This is a genomic window from Saccharopolyspora pogona, assembly GCF_014697215.1.
Taxonomy (GTDB): Bacteria; Actinomycetota; Actinomycetes; order Mycobacteriales; family Pseudonocardiaceae; genus Saccharopolyspora; species Saccharopolyspora hattusasensis.
The window spans coordinates 7956884-7971956 of sequence record NZ_CP031142.1 but is presented as its reverse complement, the minus strand read 5'-3'; the positions used below and the strand labels follow the sequence as shown (position 1 = coordinate 7971956).

The window sequence follows — 15073 nt, the reverse complement described above, 5'->3', positions numbered from 1 at the left end:
TCAGTCCACGTCGGCCAAAGGTGCCCTTCACCAAGCCAGAATCGCCCGTTGGGCGAAGGTCATGCGCCGACGATGTTGCCGCGCAGGACGATCCGCTTCGGGTGGCGCAGGACCGCCAGGTCCTTGCGCGGGTCCTCGTCGTAGCAGACCAGGTCGGCCGGGGCGCCGTGCTCCAGCCCGGACCAGCCCAGCCACTCGCGGGCGGCCCACGACGCCGCACCCAGCGCCTGCTCGGTGGACATCCCGACCCGGTGCAGCGCGAGCACCTCGTCGGCCAGCAGGCCGTGCGCGATGCCGCCGCCGGCATCGGTGCCCGCGTACACCGGGATGCCCGCCTCGATCGCCTTCGCGACCGTTCGATCGGCCCGCTCGTAGAGGTCGGTCATGTGCGCCGCGTAGGTCGGGTACTTGGTCGCGGCCGCCGCGAAGGACGGGAAGTTCTCGACGTTGACCAGCGTCGGCACCAGCGCCGTGCCGTGCCGGGCCATCAGCTCGACCGACTCGTCGGTGAGCCCGGTGCCGTGCTCGACGCAGTCGATGCCGGCCTCGATCAGGCCGGGCAGCGCCGCCTCGCCGAAGACGTGCGCGGTGACCCGGGCACCCAGCCGGTGCGCCGTCGAGATCGCTTCGGCCAGCACCTCGTCGCTCCACAGCGGCGCGAGGTCGCCCACCGACCGGTCGATCCAGTCGCCGACGAGCTTGATCCACCCGTCGCCGTAGGCGACCTGCTCGGCGACCGCGGCGGGCAGCTGCTCCTCGTGCTCCAGCTGGTCGGCCAGGTACGGGATGTAGCGCTTGGGCCGTGCCAGGTGCTTGCCGGCGCGGATGATCCTGGGCAGGTCCTCGCGTTCCTGCAGCGGCCGGGTATCGATCGGCGCGCCGCAGTCGCGGATCAGCAGCGTCCCGGCGTCCCGGTCCGCTTCCGCCTGCGCCGCGGCCTCGTCGAGCTCCACCGGGCCGTGGGTGCCGATGCCGACGTGGCAGTGCGCGTCGACCAGGCCGGGCAGCACGAAACCGGCGTCGAACACCGTCTCGGCGCCGGGCACCGGATCCAGCCTGATCAGCCCGTCCTGCACCCAAAGCTCCCGGTGCGCGCCGTCGGGCAGCACGACGGCGCGCAGGTGCAGGACGGTCAATTCTTCTTGCCGAAGTTCAGTTTCGACGGGTCGAAGCCCGGCGGCAGGTCGTTCATGCCGCCTTCCAGCTTGGACAGGTCCGAGCCCGCGCCGGGCATGCCCATGCCGCCCGGGGGCAGGCCGGGGAAGCCACCGGGCAGGCCGCGCATGCCCTTGGGCTGCGTCGGACCGCGCCCCTTCTTGCCCTTCTTCCCCTTCTTGCCCTTGCGGTTCTTGCTCCCGCCACCGCCGCCGAAGCCGAAGCCGCCCGCCATTTGCTGCATCATCTTGCGGGCCTCGAAGAAGCGGTTGACCAGGTCGTTGATCTCGCTGATGGCCACCCCGGAACCACGCGCGATGCGCTGCCGACGGGAGGCGTTGATGATCTTCGGGTCGGCCCGCTCGGCGGGCGTCATGCCGCGGATGATCGCCTGGATGCGGTCCAGGCTCTTCTCGTCGAAGTTGGCCAGCTGCTCCTTCATCTGGCCCGCGCCCGGCAGCATGCCCAGCAGGTTCTGCAGCGGGCCCATCCGGCGGACCGCCTGCATCTGCTCCAGGAAGTCCTCCAGGGTGAGCTGACCGGTGCCCAGCTTCTGCGCGGCCTGCTCGGCCTGCTCCTGGTCGAAGACCTGCTCGGCCTGCTCGATGAGGGTGAGCAGGTCGCCCATGCCCAGGATCCGGTTGGCCATCCGGTCCGGGTGGAAGACGTCGAAGTCCGCCAACTGCTCGCCGCTGGAGGCGAACATGATCGGCTGCCCGGTGACCTCGCGGACCGACAGCGCGGCACCACCGCGGGCGTCGCCGTCGAGTTTGGTCAGCACCACGCCGGAGAACCCGACGCCGTCGCGGAAGGCCTCGGCGGTGTTCACCGCGTCCTGGCCGATCATCGCGTCCAGCACGAACAGGATCTCGTCCGGGGTGATCGCGTCCCGGATGTCGGCGGCCTGCTTCATCATCTCTTCGTCGATGCCCAGCCGGCCGGCGGTGTCGACGATGACGATGTCGTGCTGCGCCCGGCGTGCCTCGTCGATGCTGCGGCGGGACACCTCGACGGGGTCGCCGACGCCGTTGCCGGGTTCCGGCGCGAACACCGGTACCCCGGCGCGCTCCCCGACCACCTGCAGCTGGTTCACCGCGTTCGGGCGCTGCAGGTCGCAGGCCACGAGCAGCGGGGTGTGGCCCTGCCCAGCGAGCCACTTGGCGAGCTTGCCGGCCAGCGTGGTCTTACCGGAACCCTGCAGACCGGCCAGCATGATCACGGTCGGCGGCGTCTTGGCGAACTCCAGCCGACGGGTCTCGCCGCCGAGGATGATGACCAGTTCCTCGTTGACGATCTTGATGACCTGCTGGGCCGGGTTCAGCGCCTGCGAGACGTCGGCACCCTTGGCGCGATCCTTGACACCCTTGATGAAGCTGCGCACCACGGGAAGCGCCACGTCGGCTTCGAGGAGGGCGATGCGGATCTCCCGCGCGGTGGCGTCGATGTCCGCGTCGGACAGCCGCCCCTTGCCGCGCAGGTTCGTCAGGACCGAGGTGAGCCGGTCGGAGAGAGTGTCGAACACGGGTTCACGGGCTCCAGAGTCGATGGATGTGCCTGGGTACCTATGCGAGGGTAACCGGCCGGGCCAGTGGCCCGGTGTGGGCCGGGGAGCGCAACTTCGCGAGGAATCGCGGGACCGTCCCCTCGGCGCGCGGCTCAGAGCAAACGGGTGCAACCCGGGGGTTGGCCGATTTCACGTGAAACCGACCAACCCCCGGAACACCTCAGCTGTGCGGGTACGCCGGCCCCTTGCCCGGCCGCCGCCCCATGTGGCGCTTACGCGCCGCTGTGCCTCAAATCGCGCTTGCCCGTCGAGCGGGACTGCGGCGAGCGCTGGCCCTTGCGGTGCGGCCGCGGCTTGTCCCGATCCCGATCCCGGTCCCGGTCCCGGCCGGGGCGGCGCGGGCGGCGGTTGATGAACTCGCCGTCGGCGCGGCTGATCCGCAGGCCACGCCCGGCAACCTGGGTGGTGCGCAGCTTGCTGAGCAGCTCTTCCGGCAGGTCGGCGGGCAGTTCGATCAGGGTGTGCTCGTTGCGGATGTCGATGTGCCCGATGAACTTGCTGGGCACGCCGCCCTCGTTGGCCAGCGCCCCGACCAGGGCCCGCGGGGTGACGCGGTTGCGGCGGCCGACCTCGACCCGGTAGGTCTCGGTCTCCGAGGTGGTCGGCTCGAAGGACGAGCCGCCGCGGCGGGCCGGCGGCTCGACGGGCTCCGGGTCCAGCAACAGCGGCCGGTCGCCCTGCGCCATGGCGGCCAGCGCCGCGGCGATTTCCGCTGCCGGCACGTCGTGGGTCCGCTCATACTCCGACACCAGGTCCTGGAACACCTCCAGTCCGCCGCTGGCCAGGGTGTCGGTGATGCTCTGGGCGAACTTCGCCAGCCGCCGGTCGTTGACCGCGTCGATGCTGGGCAGCTCCATCTGCTGGATGTTTTGGCGGGTGGCCCGTTCGATGGACCGCAGCAGGTGCCGCTCACGCGGCGAGACGAACAGGATCGCCTCCCCGCTGCGCCCGGCCCGGCCGGTGCGGCCGACGCGGTGCACGTACGACTCGGTGTCGTGCGGGATGTCGTAGTTGAGCACGTGGGAGATGCGCTCAACGTCGAGGCCGCGGGCGGCGACGTCGGTGGCCACCAGGATGTCGATCTTGCCCTCCCGGAGGTGGCCGATCGTGCGCTCCCGCTGCGCCTGCGCGATGTCGCCGTTGATCGCGGCCGCGCTGAAGCCGCGGGCCTGCAGCTTCTCGGCGAGCTCCTCGGTGAGCTGCTTGGTGCGGACGAACACGATCATCGCGTCGAAGGTCTCGACTTCGAGGATCCGGGTCAGCGCTTCCAGCTTGTTCGCCGCGCGCACCGGCACGTGCTGCTGGTTGATGTTGGTCGCGGTGCTGGTCTTGGTCTTGACCGAGATCTCGACCGGCTCGTTGAGGTAGTTCTGGCTGATCTTGCGGATCGCGCCGGGCATGGTCGCGGAGAACAGCGCCACCTGCCGACTGGCCGGCACGGACTGCAGGATCTTCTCCACGTCCTCGATGAAGCCCATCCGCAGCATCTCGTCGGCCTCGTCGAGCACCAGGTTCTTGAGCCCGGTCAGGTCGAGCGAGCCCTTCTCCAGGTGGTCGATCAGCCGACCGGGGGTGCCGACGACGACGTGCACGCCGCGGCGCAGGCCGGCGAGCTGCGGGCCGTAGCTGGTGCCGCCGTAGATCGGCAGCACGTGGAAGCCGGGGATGTGCGCGGCGTAGCGCTGGAACGCCTCGGCGACCTGGATGGCCAGCTCGCGGGTGGGCGCGAGCACCAGGGCCTGCGGGCCGGTGGCGTCCAGGTCCAGGCGGGACAGGATGGGCAGCGCGAACGCGGCGGTCTTGCCGGTGCCGGTCTGGGCCAGGCCGAGCACGTCGCGGCCCTCCAGCAGCAGCGGGATGGTCTTCTCCTGGATCGGCGACGGGTTCTCGTAGCCGATCTCGGTCAGCGTCTGGCGGACGCGCGGGTCGAGATCAAGTTCGTCGAAGGTCAGCATGCTGAACGCGGGTCTCCTCGGTGGACTCGACAAGGGCTGATGGATTGCGGAAACGGCCCTGCACTGCCCGCCCGGGAGGTCCGGGGGATCGGCTAGGCGTCGGCTCGGAAGCTCATATCGCCGCGGGGCGCCGCTTGCGCATTTCGAACCGCGCGCTCAGCTGGACGCACACCCTGTTGCCAGTCACCCGCAGCTCGATCGTTCTCAGCCTGGCGCGACGACCTCCTGCCGCAGCGCCAGACGTCCAGCCTAGCGATCGGGATTTGGGCACGCGGCGGTGGCCCGGCCCAACGGGACGTAGGTCACGCCACGACGTCCAACCGGAGGCCGTCCTCGACCTGATTCCGGGTGAACAGGTGCACCCGGTACCAGCCGTACGGCGCAGCGCCGCCGCGCAGCCGATGGTGCATCCGGTCGGCCCGCAGCACGTGCCGTTGGAACGACCTGGAGCGGATCAGCCGTCCGCGTGCCTGCTGCCCGGCCAACGCCTCGCGCGCATCCGCATGCAGCCACACCAGCACCCGCTGCCGACCGGTGAGCCAACCGAACATCAGCAGCAGCACGCGGGTCGTGGCGCGGGTTGCCGGTTCGTGCGCGACGACCGGACCGGACGCGCGCAGGCACTTCCAGGCGATGCGACTGCGGTGCACCAAATGCACCAGCGGGCGGTAGTAGCGGTAGGGCAGGCGGGCCGGGAGGACCTTGCGCAGCCGAGCGCGGACCTGGTCGGAGTCCAGCGTCGAGATGTCCTTGCCGCCGTGCAGCTTTCGGAGCACCGTGCTCTTGCCCGCGCCCGGCAGACCGGCCAGGACGACGAGCGAGCGGCGGCCGACGCGCACCGTCGGCGGCGGGCTGGCGGGCGAAGGAAGTACGTCCGGTATGTCCACGACGACATCGAGGTTACGCGTTGATCAATCTTGGGCGGCCGCCCGAGTGCGCAACGCCACCGAACGCGGCGAAGCGGGAGGCGGCCCGCTCCCCCCGGACGAGCCGCCTCCCGCACCATCACCATCCCCCTGGTGCGCTACGGGATATCGCACCCGGCCCGCGTGGGCGACCGTGTCCCCCCGGCCACCCACGCGACCCCAACGCGACCGCGAAGCCCGGTTTTTCCGCCCGACCCCCAGTACGGGCGGGGCCCCCTCCGGTTTTCTCCTCTACCGCGTCGCACTTGGAAGTCTGCCGCCTGGCGGGGCTCCGCGAGACCGTGAAGCCCCCTGAGTGCGGCTGCGTAGTGTTACGCACTCGCCACCGCCCGATCCGCGAAATCCACTCACCCCGACGCCGACGACCGGACGTTTGGCCTGTTCAGGACCCATGAGCACTGCTGGGCGCCATAGCACCGGAAACCACCGCACCGGAAACCACTCATGGGTCGGCTTTTGCCTTTGAAGCGCCGGGGGCGCTTGGCCCACCCCCACAACTGGCACCGCTGCGGGTTCTCAGGCCGCGCCCACCCCGTCGGTCGGGGCTCTTGGCGAGGCCGGTCCCCGAAGCCACGTTGGACATGCACAAATCGGGGACACCGGAGGCCAGGCTGCGTCTGAGAGCCTGTCGGCGAAGCCGTCTGCGCCTTTGGAAGCGGCGTAGCCGCTTGCATTCACCTTGCCAAGACGACCATCGGCGGGTTCTGAGAGGTTTCCTGGCGAGGACGGCCCCTCCGCCGCGTATTGGACATACATCAGGAGGGGCACCCGCAGTCCAGGGAACCTCTCAGGTTCCGCTAAGCGACCACCCACCCAGACCATTCACCAACAGGTTCCGCTACCCGCACCGCCACGCATGACGAGCGGAACAGTCTCTACTCACCGGCCTTGAGCAGGCGAAATGCGAAGGGCACCGCCGACCCGTTGGATCGGAGGTGCCCCTCGACTCGGCCCGGAACGGGTCAGATCGCCTCGACCCCGGTTTCTCCGGTGCGCACCCGGACCACGGTGTCCACCGAGGTCACCCAGACCTTGCCGTCGCCGACCCGGCCGGTGCGCGCGGCGGTAACGATCCCGTCGACCACCTTGTCCACGTTGGACTCGTCGACGAGGACCTCGACCCGCAGCTTCTCGATGAAGTCCACCGCGTACTCGGCGCCCCGGTACACCTCCGTGTGGCCCTTCTGGCGGCCGTAGCCCTGCGTCTGGCTGACGGTCATGCCCAGCACCCCGAGCCGCTCCAGCGCGTCCTTCACGTCGTCCAGTTTGGACGGTTGAACGATCGCGGTCACCAGTTTCATGCGCGGCTGCCCTCCAGCTTGCGTTCGACCTCGTCGGCCGGCACCGCGGAGCGCCGCGCGGAACGCTCGGCGCCGAAGTGGTACGCGGTCTCGGCGTGCTCAGTCTCGTCGATGCCCACGGCCTCGTCCTCGGCGCTCACCCGGAACCCGACGACCGCCTTGACCAGCAGCGCCAGCACCAGGCTGAGCACGAAGGAGTAGGCGAGCACCGCGACCGCACCGACGGCCTGCCGCCAGAGCTGGTCGAACCCGCCGCCGTAGAACAGCCCGTCGACCCCGGCCGGGGCGGCCGACGAGGCGAACAGACCGACCAGCAGGGTGCCCATCAGGCCTCCGACCAGGTGCACGCCGACGACGTCCAGCGAGTCGTCGTAGCCGAACTTGTACTTGAGGCTCACGGCCAGCGCGCACACCACGCCGGTGATCGCGCCGACGGCGATCGCGCCCAGCGGGGTCACCGAGGAGCAGGCCGGGGTGATCGCCACGAGGCCCGCGACGATGCCGGAGGCGGCGCCGAACGTGGTGGCGTGACCGTCGCGGATGCGCTCCGCGAGCAGCCAGCCGAGCGTCGCGGCGCTGGTCGCCACCAGGGTGTTCACCAGCGTGACCGCAGCGGTGGTGTTGGCCGCCAGCGCCGATCCGGCATTGAACCCGAACCAGCCGAACCACAGCAGGCCCGCGCCGAGCACCACGAACGGCAGGTTGTGCGGCTTGCCCGGGTCCTTCGGCCAGCTCTGGCGCTTGCCGAGCACCAGGGCCAGCGCCAGCGCGGCGGCACCCGCGTTGATGTGCACCGCGGTGCCACCGGCGAAGTCGATCGCGGCCAACCGGTTGGCGATCCAGCCGCCGACGGCGGTCACGTTGCCCGCATCGTCCTTCGTGTCGAAGGCGAAGACCCAGTGCGCGACCGGGAAGTACACGACCACGGCCCACAGCCCGGCGAACAGCAGCCAGGGGCCGAAGCGGGCCCGGTCGGCGATCGCGCCGGAGATCAGCGCGACGGTGATGATCGCGAACATCGCCTGGAAGCCGACGAACGCCAGCGTCGGGATGGTGCCGGAGACCTGGTCCTCCCCGAGCAGCGAGCTCAACCCGAAGAACTCCGCCGGGTTGCCGAGCAGCCCGGCGGAGCCGATGTCGGAGCCGAACGCGGTGGAGTAGCCGATGAGCACCCACAGCACGCCCACCACGCCGATGCTGCCGAGGCTCATCATCAGCATGTTGAGCACGCCGCGCGAACGCACCATGCCGCCGTAGAAGAACGCCAGACCAGGGGTCATGAGCAGGACAAGCGCCGCGCTCACGAGCACCCATGCGGTGTCGCCTGAATTCACATTGCCTCCCGATGCAGACCGAGTTGGCCCGCATCCTGTGGAATGCCTGTTTCAGGGGACCCGTTTCGCTGTAACGCGGCCGTGAATTCCGGCTCACCGCTCGTTACAGCCGTGTTGTGAGATCACCGCGGTGTTTCGTCGCCGATCACCGAAGGCACCTGGACCGGCCGCCCGGCCAGCAGGCCCATGCAGAGCCAGACCGCCGAACAGGCCAGCAGCAGCACCAGCGGCGCGATCCAGCCACCGGTCACGTCGTGCAGCAGCCCGATCAGGAGCGGGCCGGCGGCGGCGATGAGATACCCGCCGCCCTACGCCATCCCGGACAGCGCCGTCGTGGTGTCGCTGTCAGGCGAGCGCAGCCCGAACAGCGTCAGCGCCAAGCCGAACGCCGCGCCCTGCGCCAGGCCGAGCACGACCACCGCCGGCCACAGCGCGGCGGTCGGGCCGACGAGGATGCCGGTGAAGCCGAGCATGAGCAGCGCCGCCAGCACCACGGCGATCAAGCGCTGGTCGCGGAGCCGGTGGCACAGCACGGGCACGCTCATCGAGCCGACGGCCTGCACCGCCGCCTGGATGCCCAGCGCCAGACCGGAGATCTCGGGGCCCATGCCCCGGCTCTGCAGCATCGTCGGCAGCCAGCCGAACGTGACGTAGGCCATCGCCGACTGCACCCCCATGAAGACGGTGACCTGCCAGGCCAGCGGGTTGCGCCACAACCGGCCGCCGCTCGACGGCAGCGGCGGTGCGCCAGAGCTGCGCCGCAGCGCGAAGAGGCTGATCACCAGGGCCGGCAGGACGGGAAGGACGGCCCCCGCACCGAAGAGGTGGTGCGGGGGCCGCGGTGTCGGTGGGTCAGCCCAGGAGGGCGTCCACGAAGGCTCCTGGTTCGAAGGGCGCCAGGTCGTCCGGGCCTTCTCCGAGGCCCACCAGCTTCACCGGGACACCAAGCTCCCGCTGGACCTGGAAGACGATGCCGCCCTTGGCCGTGCCGTCCAGCTTGGTCAGCACGATGCCCGTCACGGCGACGACGTCGGAGAACACCCGCGCCTGCGTCAGGCCGTTCTGGCCCGTCGTCGCGTCCAGCACCAGAAGCACCTCGTCGACCTGGGCCTTCTTCTCCACGACGCGCTTGACCTTGCCCAGCTCGTCCATCAGGCCCGTCTTCGTGTGCAGCCGGCCCGCGGTGTCGACCAGGACCGCGTCCACCGCGGTGTCGCTGCCGCGGCTGACCGCCTCGAACGCCACGCTCGCCGGGTCGGCGCCTTCCTTTCCTCGCACCACCTCGGCACCCACCCGGTGCCCCCAGGTGGCGAGCTGCTCGACGGCCGCGGCGCGGAACGTGTCGGCCGCGCCGAGCAGCACCGTCCGCCCGTCCGCGACCAGCACCCGCGCCAGCTTGCCGGTGGTGGTGGTCTTGCCGGTGCCGTTGACCCCGACGACCAGCACCACGGCCGGTTTCCCGCCGTCGGCCGGGTTGCCGTGCGGCAGCGCCTGGACCGCGCGCTCCATGTCCGGGCCGAGGGCGTCCACCAGGACCTCGCGCAGCAGTGCGCGCGCCTCGTCCGGGGTCCGGATGCCGCGCGTGGCGATCTCGGTGCGCAGCCGCTCGGTGATCTCCGTGGTGGTCGCCGCGCCCAGGTCGGCCAGCAGGAGGGTGTCCTCGATCTCCTCCCAGGAGTCCTCGTCGAGGTCGCCCGCGCCGAGCAGGCCCAGCAGGCCCTGGCCGAAGGTCGACCGGGAGCGGGAGAGCCGGCCGCGCAGCCGCTCCAGCCGCCCCGAGGTCGGCTCGATCTCCTCGATCTCCTCGGGCACCGCGGGCGCCGGCTCCGGCACCGGCTCGACGCGTTCCTGCTCCGGGACCTCGGCCGGCGGGGCCTCGACCGGCGGCTCCTTCGCCGGAGGCTCCTCAACCGGTGCCTCTTCGGTCGCCGTCGAGCCGTCCGGCAGCTGCACATCCACGATGCCGCGGCGCTCGCTGTCGCGGGGCACCGCCGCGTCGTCGCCTACCCCGGGCTGGCCCTCCATCTCGGTGCGCTCGCCCGCAGGATGCTCCGGCGGGGCCGCCGTGGTGGTGCCGCCGCTGGACAGGCTGATTCCGCCGTCGGCGCGATATCCGCCGCCCTTGACGGCCTCGGTCGGGCCGGCGTTTTCGTCCCGTTCGCTCAGGCTGATCCGCCGCCGGCGGTTGAGCGCGACACCGGCGACCACGGCGATCGCCAGCACCACCACGACGGCGACGATGATCAGAATCAGGGTTGAGGTGGTCACGGGCCCATCCTCCCACCTGGTCATACCGGCCCCGGAACGCGCCCGGCGCACGAGGCGCGTCGCAGCCACCGCCCACCGCGCCGGGCGCGGAATCGGGCACGGGAAAATTCCGGCACACTAAGTGAGCAATTCACCAACAATGCCCGCGATACGCTTGCATTTACCGGCCGGTGTGGAATACACCACATACGTGGCTTGGTGGCGGGTACTCGGACTGCTCTCCGGCACGTCGATGGACGGCGTCGACGTGGCAGCTGCCGAACTGCGGCTGGACGGCGACACCGTGGAGCTCCGCCCGCTGGGAGCCACCGTTGTCCCCTACCCGGAAGTCCTGCGCGAGAAGTTGCTCGCCGTGCTTCCGCCGGCCGCTTGCAGCGCCGAAGACCTGTGCCGGCTCGACACCTACGTGGGCCAGCAGCTGGCGGCGGCGGCCCGCCTCGGGGTGGAGCTCGCGGGAGGCCGCGCCGACCTCGTCGGGTCGCTGGGCCAGACGATCTACCACTGGGTCCAAGGCAACGGACGGGTCCGCGGCACCTTGCAGATCGGGCAGCCAGCGTGGATCGCCGAGGCCACCGGGCTGCCCGTGGTGTCCGACCTGCGCGCCCGGGACGTCGCCGCCGGCGGCCAGGGCGCCCCGCTGGCGGGCGCGTTCGACGCGCTGTGGCTGGCCGACGAGCCCGGCACGACCATAGCCCTGAACATCGGCGGCATCGCCAACATCACCGTCGTCGGCGGCCGGCGCCCGCTGGCCTACGACACCGGCCCGGGCAACGCGCTGATCGACCTCGCGGCCGGGCAGATCACCGGTACCCCGCAGGACACCGACGGGCGCATCGCCGCGACCGGCACCGTGCACCCCGAGCTGCTCGAACTGCTGCTCTCCGACGGCTATTACCGGCGGCCAGCACCGAAGTCCACCGGCAAGGAGCACTTCAACGCCGATTACCTGGCCCGGACGCTGGACGAGCTGCCCGACGAGGTCGGCGATGGTGACCTGGTGGCGACGCTGACCGAGCTCACCGCGCGCACCATCACCGACGCCTGTCGCACCGAGCAGGCGGCGAAGGTCGTCGCGTCCGGCGGCGGGGTGCGCAATCCCGTCCTGCTGGCCGCCTTACGCCGTCGGCTGGACGCTCCGCTCGTCGTCAGCGACGACCTCGGGCTGCCCGCCGACGGCAAGGAAGCGCACCTGACGGCGCTGCTCGGATTCCTGACCTGGCACGGCATCACCGGCAACACGCCGGGCACCACCGGCGCCGTCGGACCGCGGCGACTGGGGAGCATCACCCCGGGCTCCGGTCCCCTGCGGTTGCCCGAACCCGCCATCCAGCAGCCGAGGCGGCTGCGACTGCAGCCCGGCCACACCGCCTAGGAGGCTCCAATGCGATCTGTCGACCTCATCGTGATCGGGTTGTACCTGGTCGCGATGCCGGTACTCGGGTTGCTGCTCAGCGGGCGGCAGCGCAGCTCGCGGGACTACTTCATTGGCAGCCGCCAACTGCCCTGGTGGGCGGTGTGCTTCTCGGTGGTCGCCACCGAAACCTCGACGCTGACGGTGATCAGCGTGCCGACGGTGGCGTACCTCGGCAGCTTCACCTACCTGCAGCTCGCGATCGGGTACCTGATCGGCCGGATCGTGGTGGCGTTCGTGCTGCTGCCCAAGTACTACGCCGGGAACCTGGTCAGCGCCTACGAGTTCCTCGGCCGGCGGTTCGGTTCCGGTTTGCAGGGCACCGCCTCGGTGACGTTCCTGGTGACGCGGCTGCTGGCCGACGGGCTGCGGCTGTTCGCCACCGCGATCCCGGTGAAGGTGATGCTGGCCGCGTTCGGCGTGAACATGGCGTACTGGCAGATCGTGCTGATCCTGTCGGTGATGACGGTGATCTACACCTACCTCGGCGGCATCAAGGCCGTGGTGTGGGTCGACGCCATCCAGATGGCCGTCTACATCGGCGGCTCGGTCCTCGCCGCAGTGGTGCTCGCCAGCCGGTTGCCCGGAGACTGGATGTCGACCGCGTTCGCCTCGGGCAAGTTCGAGCTCCTGGACTTCGGCTCGTCGATCATCACGAACCAGTACGCGTTCTTCACCGCCGTGATCGGCGGGGCCGTGTTCGCGATGGCCTCGCACGGCGCCGACCAGCTGATGGTGCAGCGGCTGCTCGCCTGCCGGAACCTCCGGGACAGCCAGCGAGCGCTGATCGCCAGTGGCGTCGTGGTGTTCCTGCAGTTCGCCCTGTTCCTGTTCATCGGCACGATGCTGTGGTCGTTCTTCAACGGTGCCAAGCCCGCCGCGCTCGGAATGGCCAGCAAGGACGAGCTGTTCCCGCAGTTCATCGTCAACGATCTCCCGCCCGGGCTTTCCGGGCTGATGATCGCGGGCATCCTGGCCGCCGCGATGAGCACCCTGGCATCCTCGTTGAACTCGCTGTCCACGTCCACGGTCAGCGACCTCTACCAGCGGATTTCGAAGCGCAAGCTCGACGACTCGACGATCCTGCGGATGGGCAAGGGCTGGACGCTCGTCTGGGCCGTGGTGTTCGTGGTGTTCGCGTCGATGTTCAGCAGCACCGAGAACCCGGTGGTCGAGGTCGGCCTGAGCATCGCCAGCTACACCTACGGCGCGCTGCTGGGCGCTTTCCTGCTGGGGCTGCTGGTGAAGCGGGCCCGGCAGTCGGATGCGGTGATCGCGTTCGTGGCGACGATCGTGGTGGTGCTGTTCTTCGTGCTCGGGGTGACCTTCCCCGACGGCGAGGGCGGCGAGAAGGCGCTGGCCTTCCCCTGGTACACGCCGCTCGGCGTCATCGTGACGCTCGTGGTGGGCGGGCTGCTGTCGCTGCGCCACCCCCGGCCGGCGCCCGAAGCCGCCATGCAGCGGGTCGACAACGCGTGAGTACCGTTCCTAGGGTGAGTGACCATTGTTGGTCGCGTCATCCGGAGCCGGGCTGATCCGGTGATCTCCCAAACGGTCGTGGAGATCTGGGAACAACACGAGTTGCTCGCCTCGGTCCAGCATGGTCTTGTCACCACCGTGTGGTGTGCCCGCTGTCCTTGGTGCTGGTGTTGCCCGGGTGCCGATGGTCACCTTCGCAAAAACACCCGTGAGTGTTTTTGGGTGCCATAGCACCCAAAAGCGCTCACGGCGGTCACCTGCCGCGGATGCCGGCAAGGCCCGCGACTTCTACGGGGCGCTCTTCGGCTGGCAGATCGACGTCGACGAGTCGCCAGGTCGGATCGGGCGAGAGATAGGAACAGCGCCCAACCCGTGAGTCTTTTGGGGTCTTTTGGGGGCAGCCACAGCAGCCCAAAAGAATCACAGACGACATTGGCCCCAGTCAGCCGCTCCGCTCAGCCGGCCGCGATCGAGATGATCGACAGTAGGGTGATCAGGAAGCACAGCGCCAGGCTGCCGCCCATGATTCCCAGGGCCAGGCCTACGCCCGGCGCCTTCTGCGGGGTCGGGCCGATGGCACCGTTCATGAAGACGATCACCGGCGCCGCATAGTGGACGTCGACCTGCTGGCCGGCGTTGACCGGGATTACCGCGGTCGCCTCGCCGACCCGCCACAGGTAGTTGACGTGGATCCCGATCTGGTACTGGCCGGGCGGCAGGTCGACCGGCGTCTTGCCCCAGGTCAAGATCGGCCCCGGCTGCCCGTTGATGGTGACCTGCGGCTTGAAGAACATCAGCATGAACGCGAGCCAGAAGTACGAGCAGTCGATCACGATGCGCCCCATGCCGGGCGGGGGCGGCGCCATCGGTTGGCCCTGCGGCGCGGCCGGAGCCGGCGGCTGCGGCGGGTACCCGCCCTGCTGCGGCATGGGCTGCTGCATTCCCGGCTGCATCTGGGGCTGCGGGTAGCCGCCCAGCTGCGGCATCGGACCGGACGGCGGGCCATAACCACCGGGCTGCGGAATCGGGCCGGACGGCGGGCCGTAGCCACCGGGCTGTGGCATCGGCTGGCCCTGCGGCGGATATGGCTGCTGCCCCGGCGGGGGGCCGTACGGGTTGGTCATGGAAGCCTCCTGTACCTGGTGGGACCCCGCACTCGGGGTGATGCGGGAACATCCGCGCCCGGTGTCCGGTCGACATCTGCCCCCGAGGATCGATGCCGGACCGCGGAGACATCGTCCCGCATCCGGATCCGGGCGTTGAAACCGAGGTGGCCGACCACACTAATACCCGGCCCGGCCTTCAGCGGGGGTCCCGCCAGGTCGATGATCTACCCAAACGATCAGCGTGGCTGCGGATGGGGGCTGCGGTGCAGAACATCGATCATGCGGATCTCCGGGCAAAGCTCGGCGCGTATTCGGCGGACGCGTTAGGCGACGTCGAGTGGCTCATGGTGCGCACCCATCTGTGGGAGTGCGCGCCCTGCCAGGCCGAGCTGGGGCGGCCGGAGTTGTGGAATCGCGCTGCGCCGCAGCGGATTTCACCGTCAAAGCCGTCGCGGGACCGTCGGCCGCAGGCGCAGCCGGGCTGGTCGGTGGCGTTCGGCCTCGCACTGGTCGCGGCGCTCGTCGCCTTCGGTGTCGGCTACGCCCTCGGCACCACCGGCTGACCGGTTCCTGG

General features: G+C 70.2%; 13 protein-coding genes. 3 read left to right on the top strand and 10 right to left on the bottom strand.

Annotated elements, in window-relative coordinates; all coding sequences use genetic code 11:
• Positions 1-59: 59 nt before the first annotated feature.
• From DL519_RS37645 to ftsY, 9 genes are all read right to left on the bottom strand, one after another.
• Positions 60-1136 (bottom strand): metal-dependent hydrolase family protein, encoded by a 1077-nt coding sequence (locus DL519_RS37645; protein ID WP_190821925.1) that lies wholly within the window; start codon positions 1134-1136, stop codon positions 60-62.
• Positions 1133-2677, bottom strand: a complete 1545-nt coding sequence (gene ffh, locus DL519_RS37640) for a signal recognition particle protein (protein ID WP_190821923.1) — start codon at positions 2675-2677, stop codon at positions 1133-1135. Before ffh ends, DL519_RS37645 begins: the two co-directional genes overlap by 4 nt.
• A 254-nt stretch (positions 2678-2931) precedes the next feature.
• Positions 2932-4674, bottom strand: coding sequence for a DEAD/DEAH box helicase (locus DL519_RS37635; RefSeq protein WP_190821921.1), 1743 nt, complete (start codon positions 4672-4674; stop codon positions 2932-2934).
• Between the two features lie 302 nt (positions 4675-4976).
• Complete coding sequence (locus DL519_RS37630; protein ID WP_223840004.1) at positions 4977-5561, bottom strand: AAA family ATPase; 585 nt, start codon at positions 5559-5561, stop codon at positions 4977-4979.
• Between the two features lie 1001 nt (positions 5562-6562).
• On the bottom strand, positions 6563-6901 hold the full coding sequence (locus DL519_RS37625) for a P-II family nitrogen regulator (protein WP_168584962.1): 339 nt from the start codon (positions 6899-6901) through the stop codon (positions 6563-6565).
• A complete protein-coding gene (locus DL519_RS37620) occupies positions 6898-8235 on the bottom strand; it encodes an ammonium transporter (RefSeq protein ID WP_190821919.1) in 1338 nt (445 codons plus the stop codon). The genes DL519_RS37625 and DL519_RS37620 overlap by 4 nt, the downstream gene beginning before the upstream one ends.
• Positions 8236-8357: 122 nt before the next feature.
• Positions 8358-8486 (bottom strand): hypothetical protein, encoded by a 129-nt coding sequence (locus DL519_RS49230; RefSeq protein WP_263399766.1) that lies wholly within the window; start codon positions 8484-8486, stop codon positions 8358-8360.
• Positions 8487-8543: 57 nt separating this feature from the next.
• Entirely contained in the window at positions 8544-9029 is a 486-nt protein-coding gene (locus tag DL519_RS37615) for an MFS transporter (protein WP_223840428.1), read from the bottom strand.
• A gap of 58 nt (positions 9030-9087) precedes the next feature.
• Complete coding sequence (gene ftsY, locus DL519_RS37610; protein ID WP_397545013.1) at positions 9088-10503, bottom strand: signal recognition particle-docking protein FtsY; 1416 nt, start codon at positions 10501-10503, stop codon at positions 9088-9090.
• Between the two features lie 232 nt (positions 10504-10735).
• Here ftsY and DL519_RS37605 point away from each other — a divergent pair, with 232 nt between their 5' ends.
• Complete coding sequence (locus tag DL519_RS37605) at positions 10736-11875, top strand: anhydro-N-acetylmuramic acid kinase (protein ID WP_263399840.1); 1140 nt, start codon at positions 10736-10738, stop codon at positions 11873-11875.
• Between the two features lie 9 nt (positions 11876-11884).
• Positions 11885-13393 carry a sodium:solute symporter gene (locus tag DL519_RS37600; protein ID WP_190821917.1) on the top strand — a complete coding sequence of 503 codons (1509 nt, stop codon included), beginning with the start codon at positions 11885-11887 and terminating at the stop codon, positions 13391-13393.
• A gap of 455 nt (positions 13394-13848) precedes the next feature.
• On the opposite strand, the gene DL519_RS37595 is transcribed toward DL519_RS37600, so the two are convergent.
• Entirely contained in the window at positions 13849-14517 is a 669-nt protein-coding gene (locus DL519_RS37595; protein WP_190821915.1) for a hypothetical protein, read from the bottom strand.
• A gap of 92 nt (positions 14518-14609) precedes the next feature.
• Between DL519_RS37595 and DL519_RS37590 the strand changes: the two genes are divergently transcribed.
• Positions 14610-15062: a hypothetical protein gene (locus tag DL519_RS37590; RefSeq protein ID WP_190821913.1), complete on the top strand. Its 453-nt coding sequence runs from the start codon at positions 14610-14612 to the stop codon at positions 15060-15062.
• Positions 15063-15073: the final 11 nt, after the last annotated feature.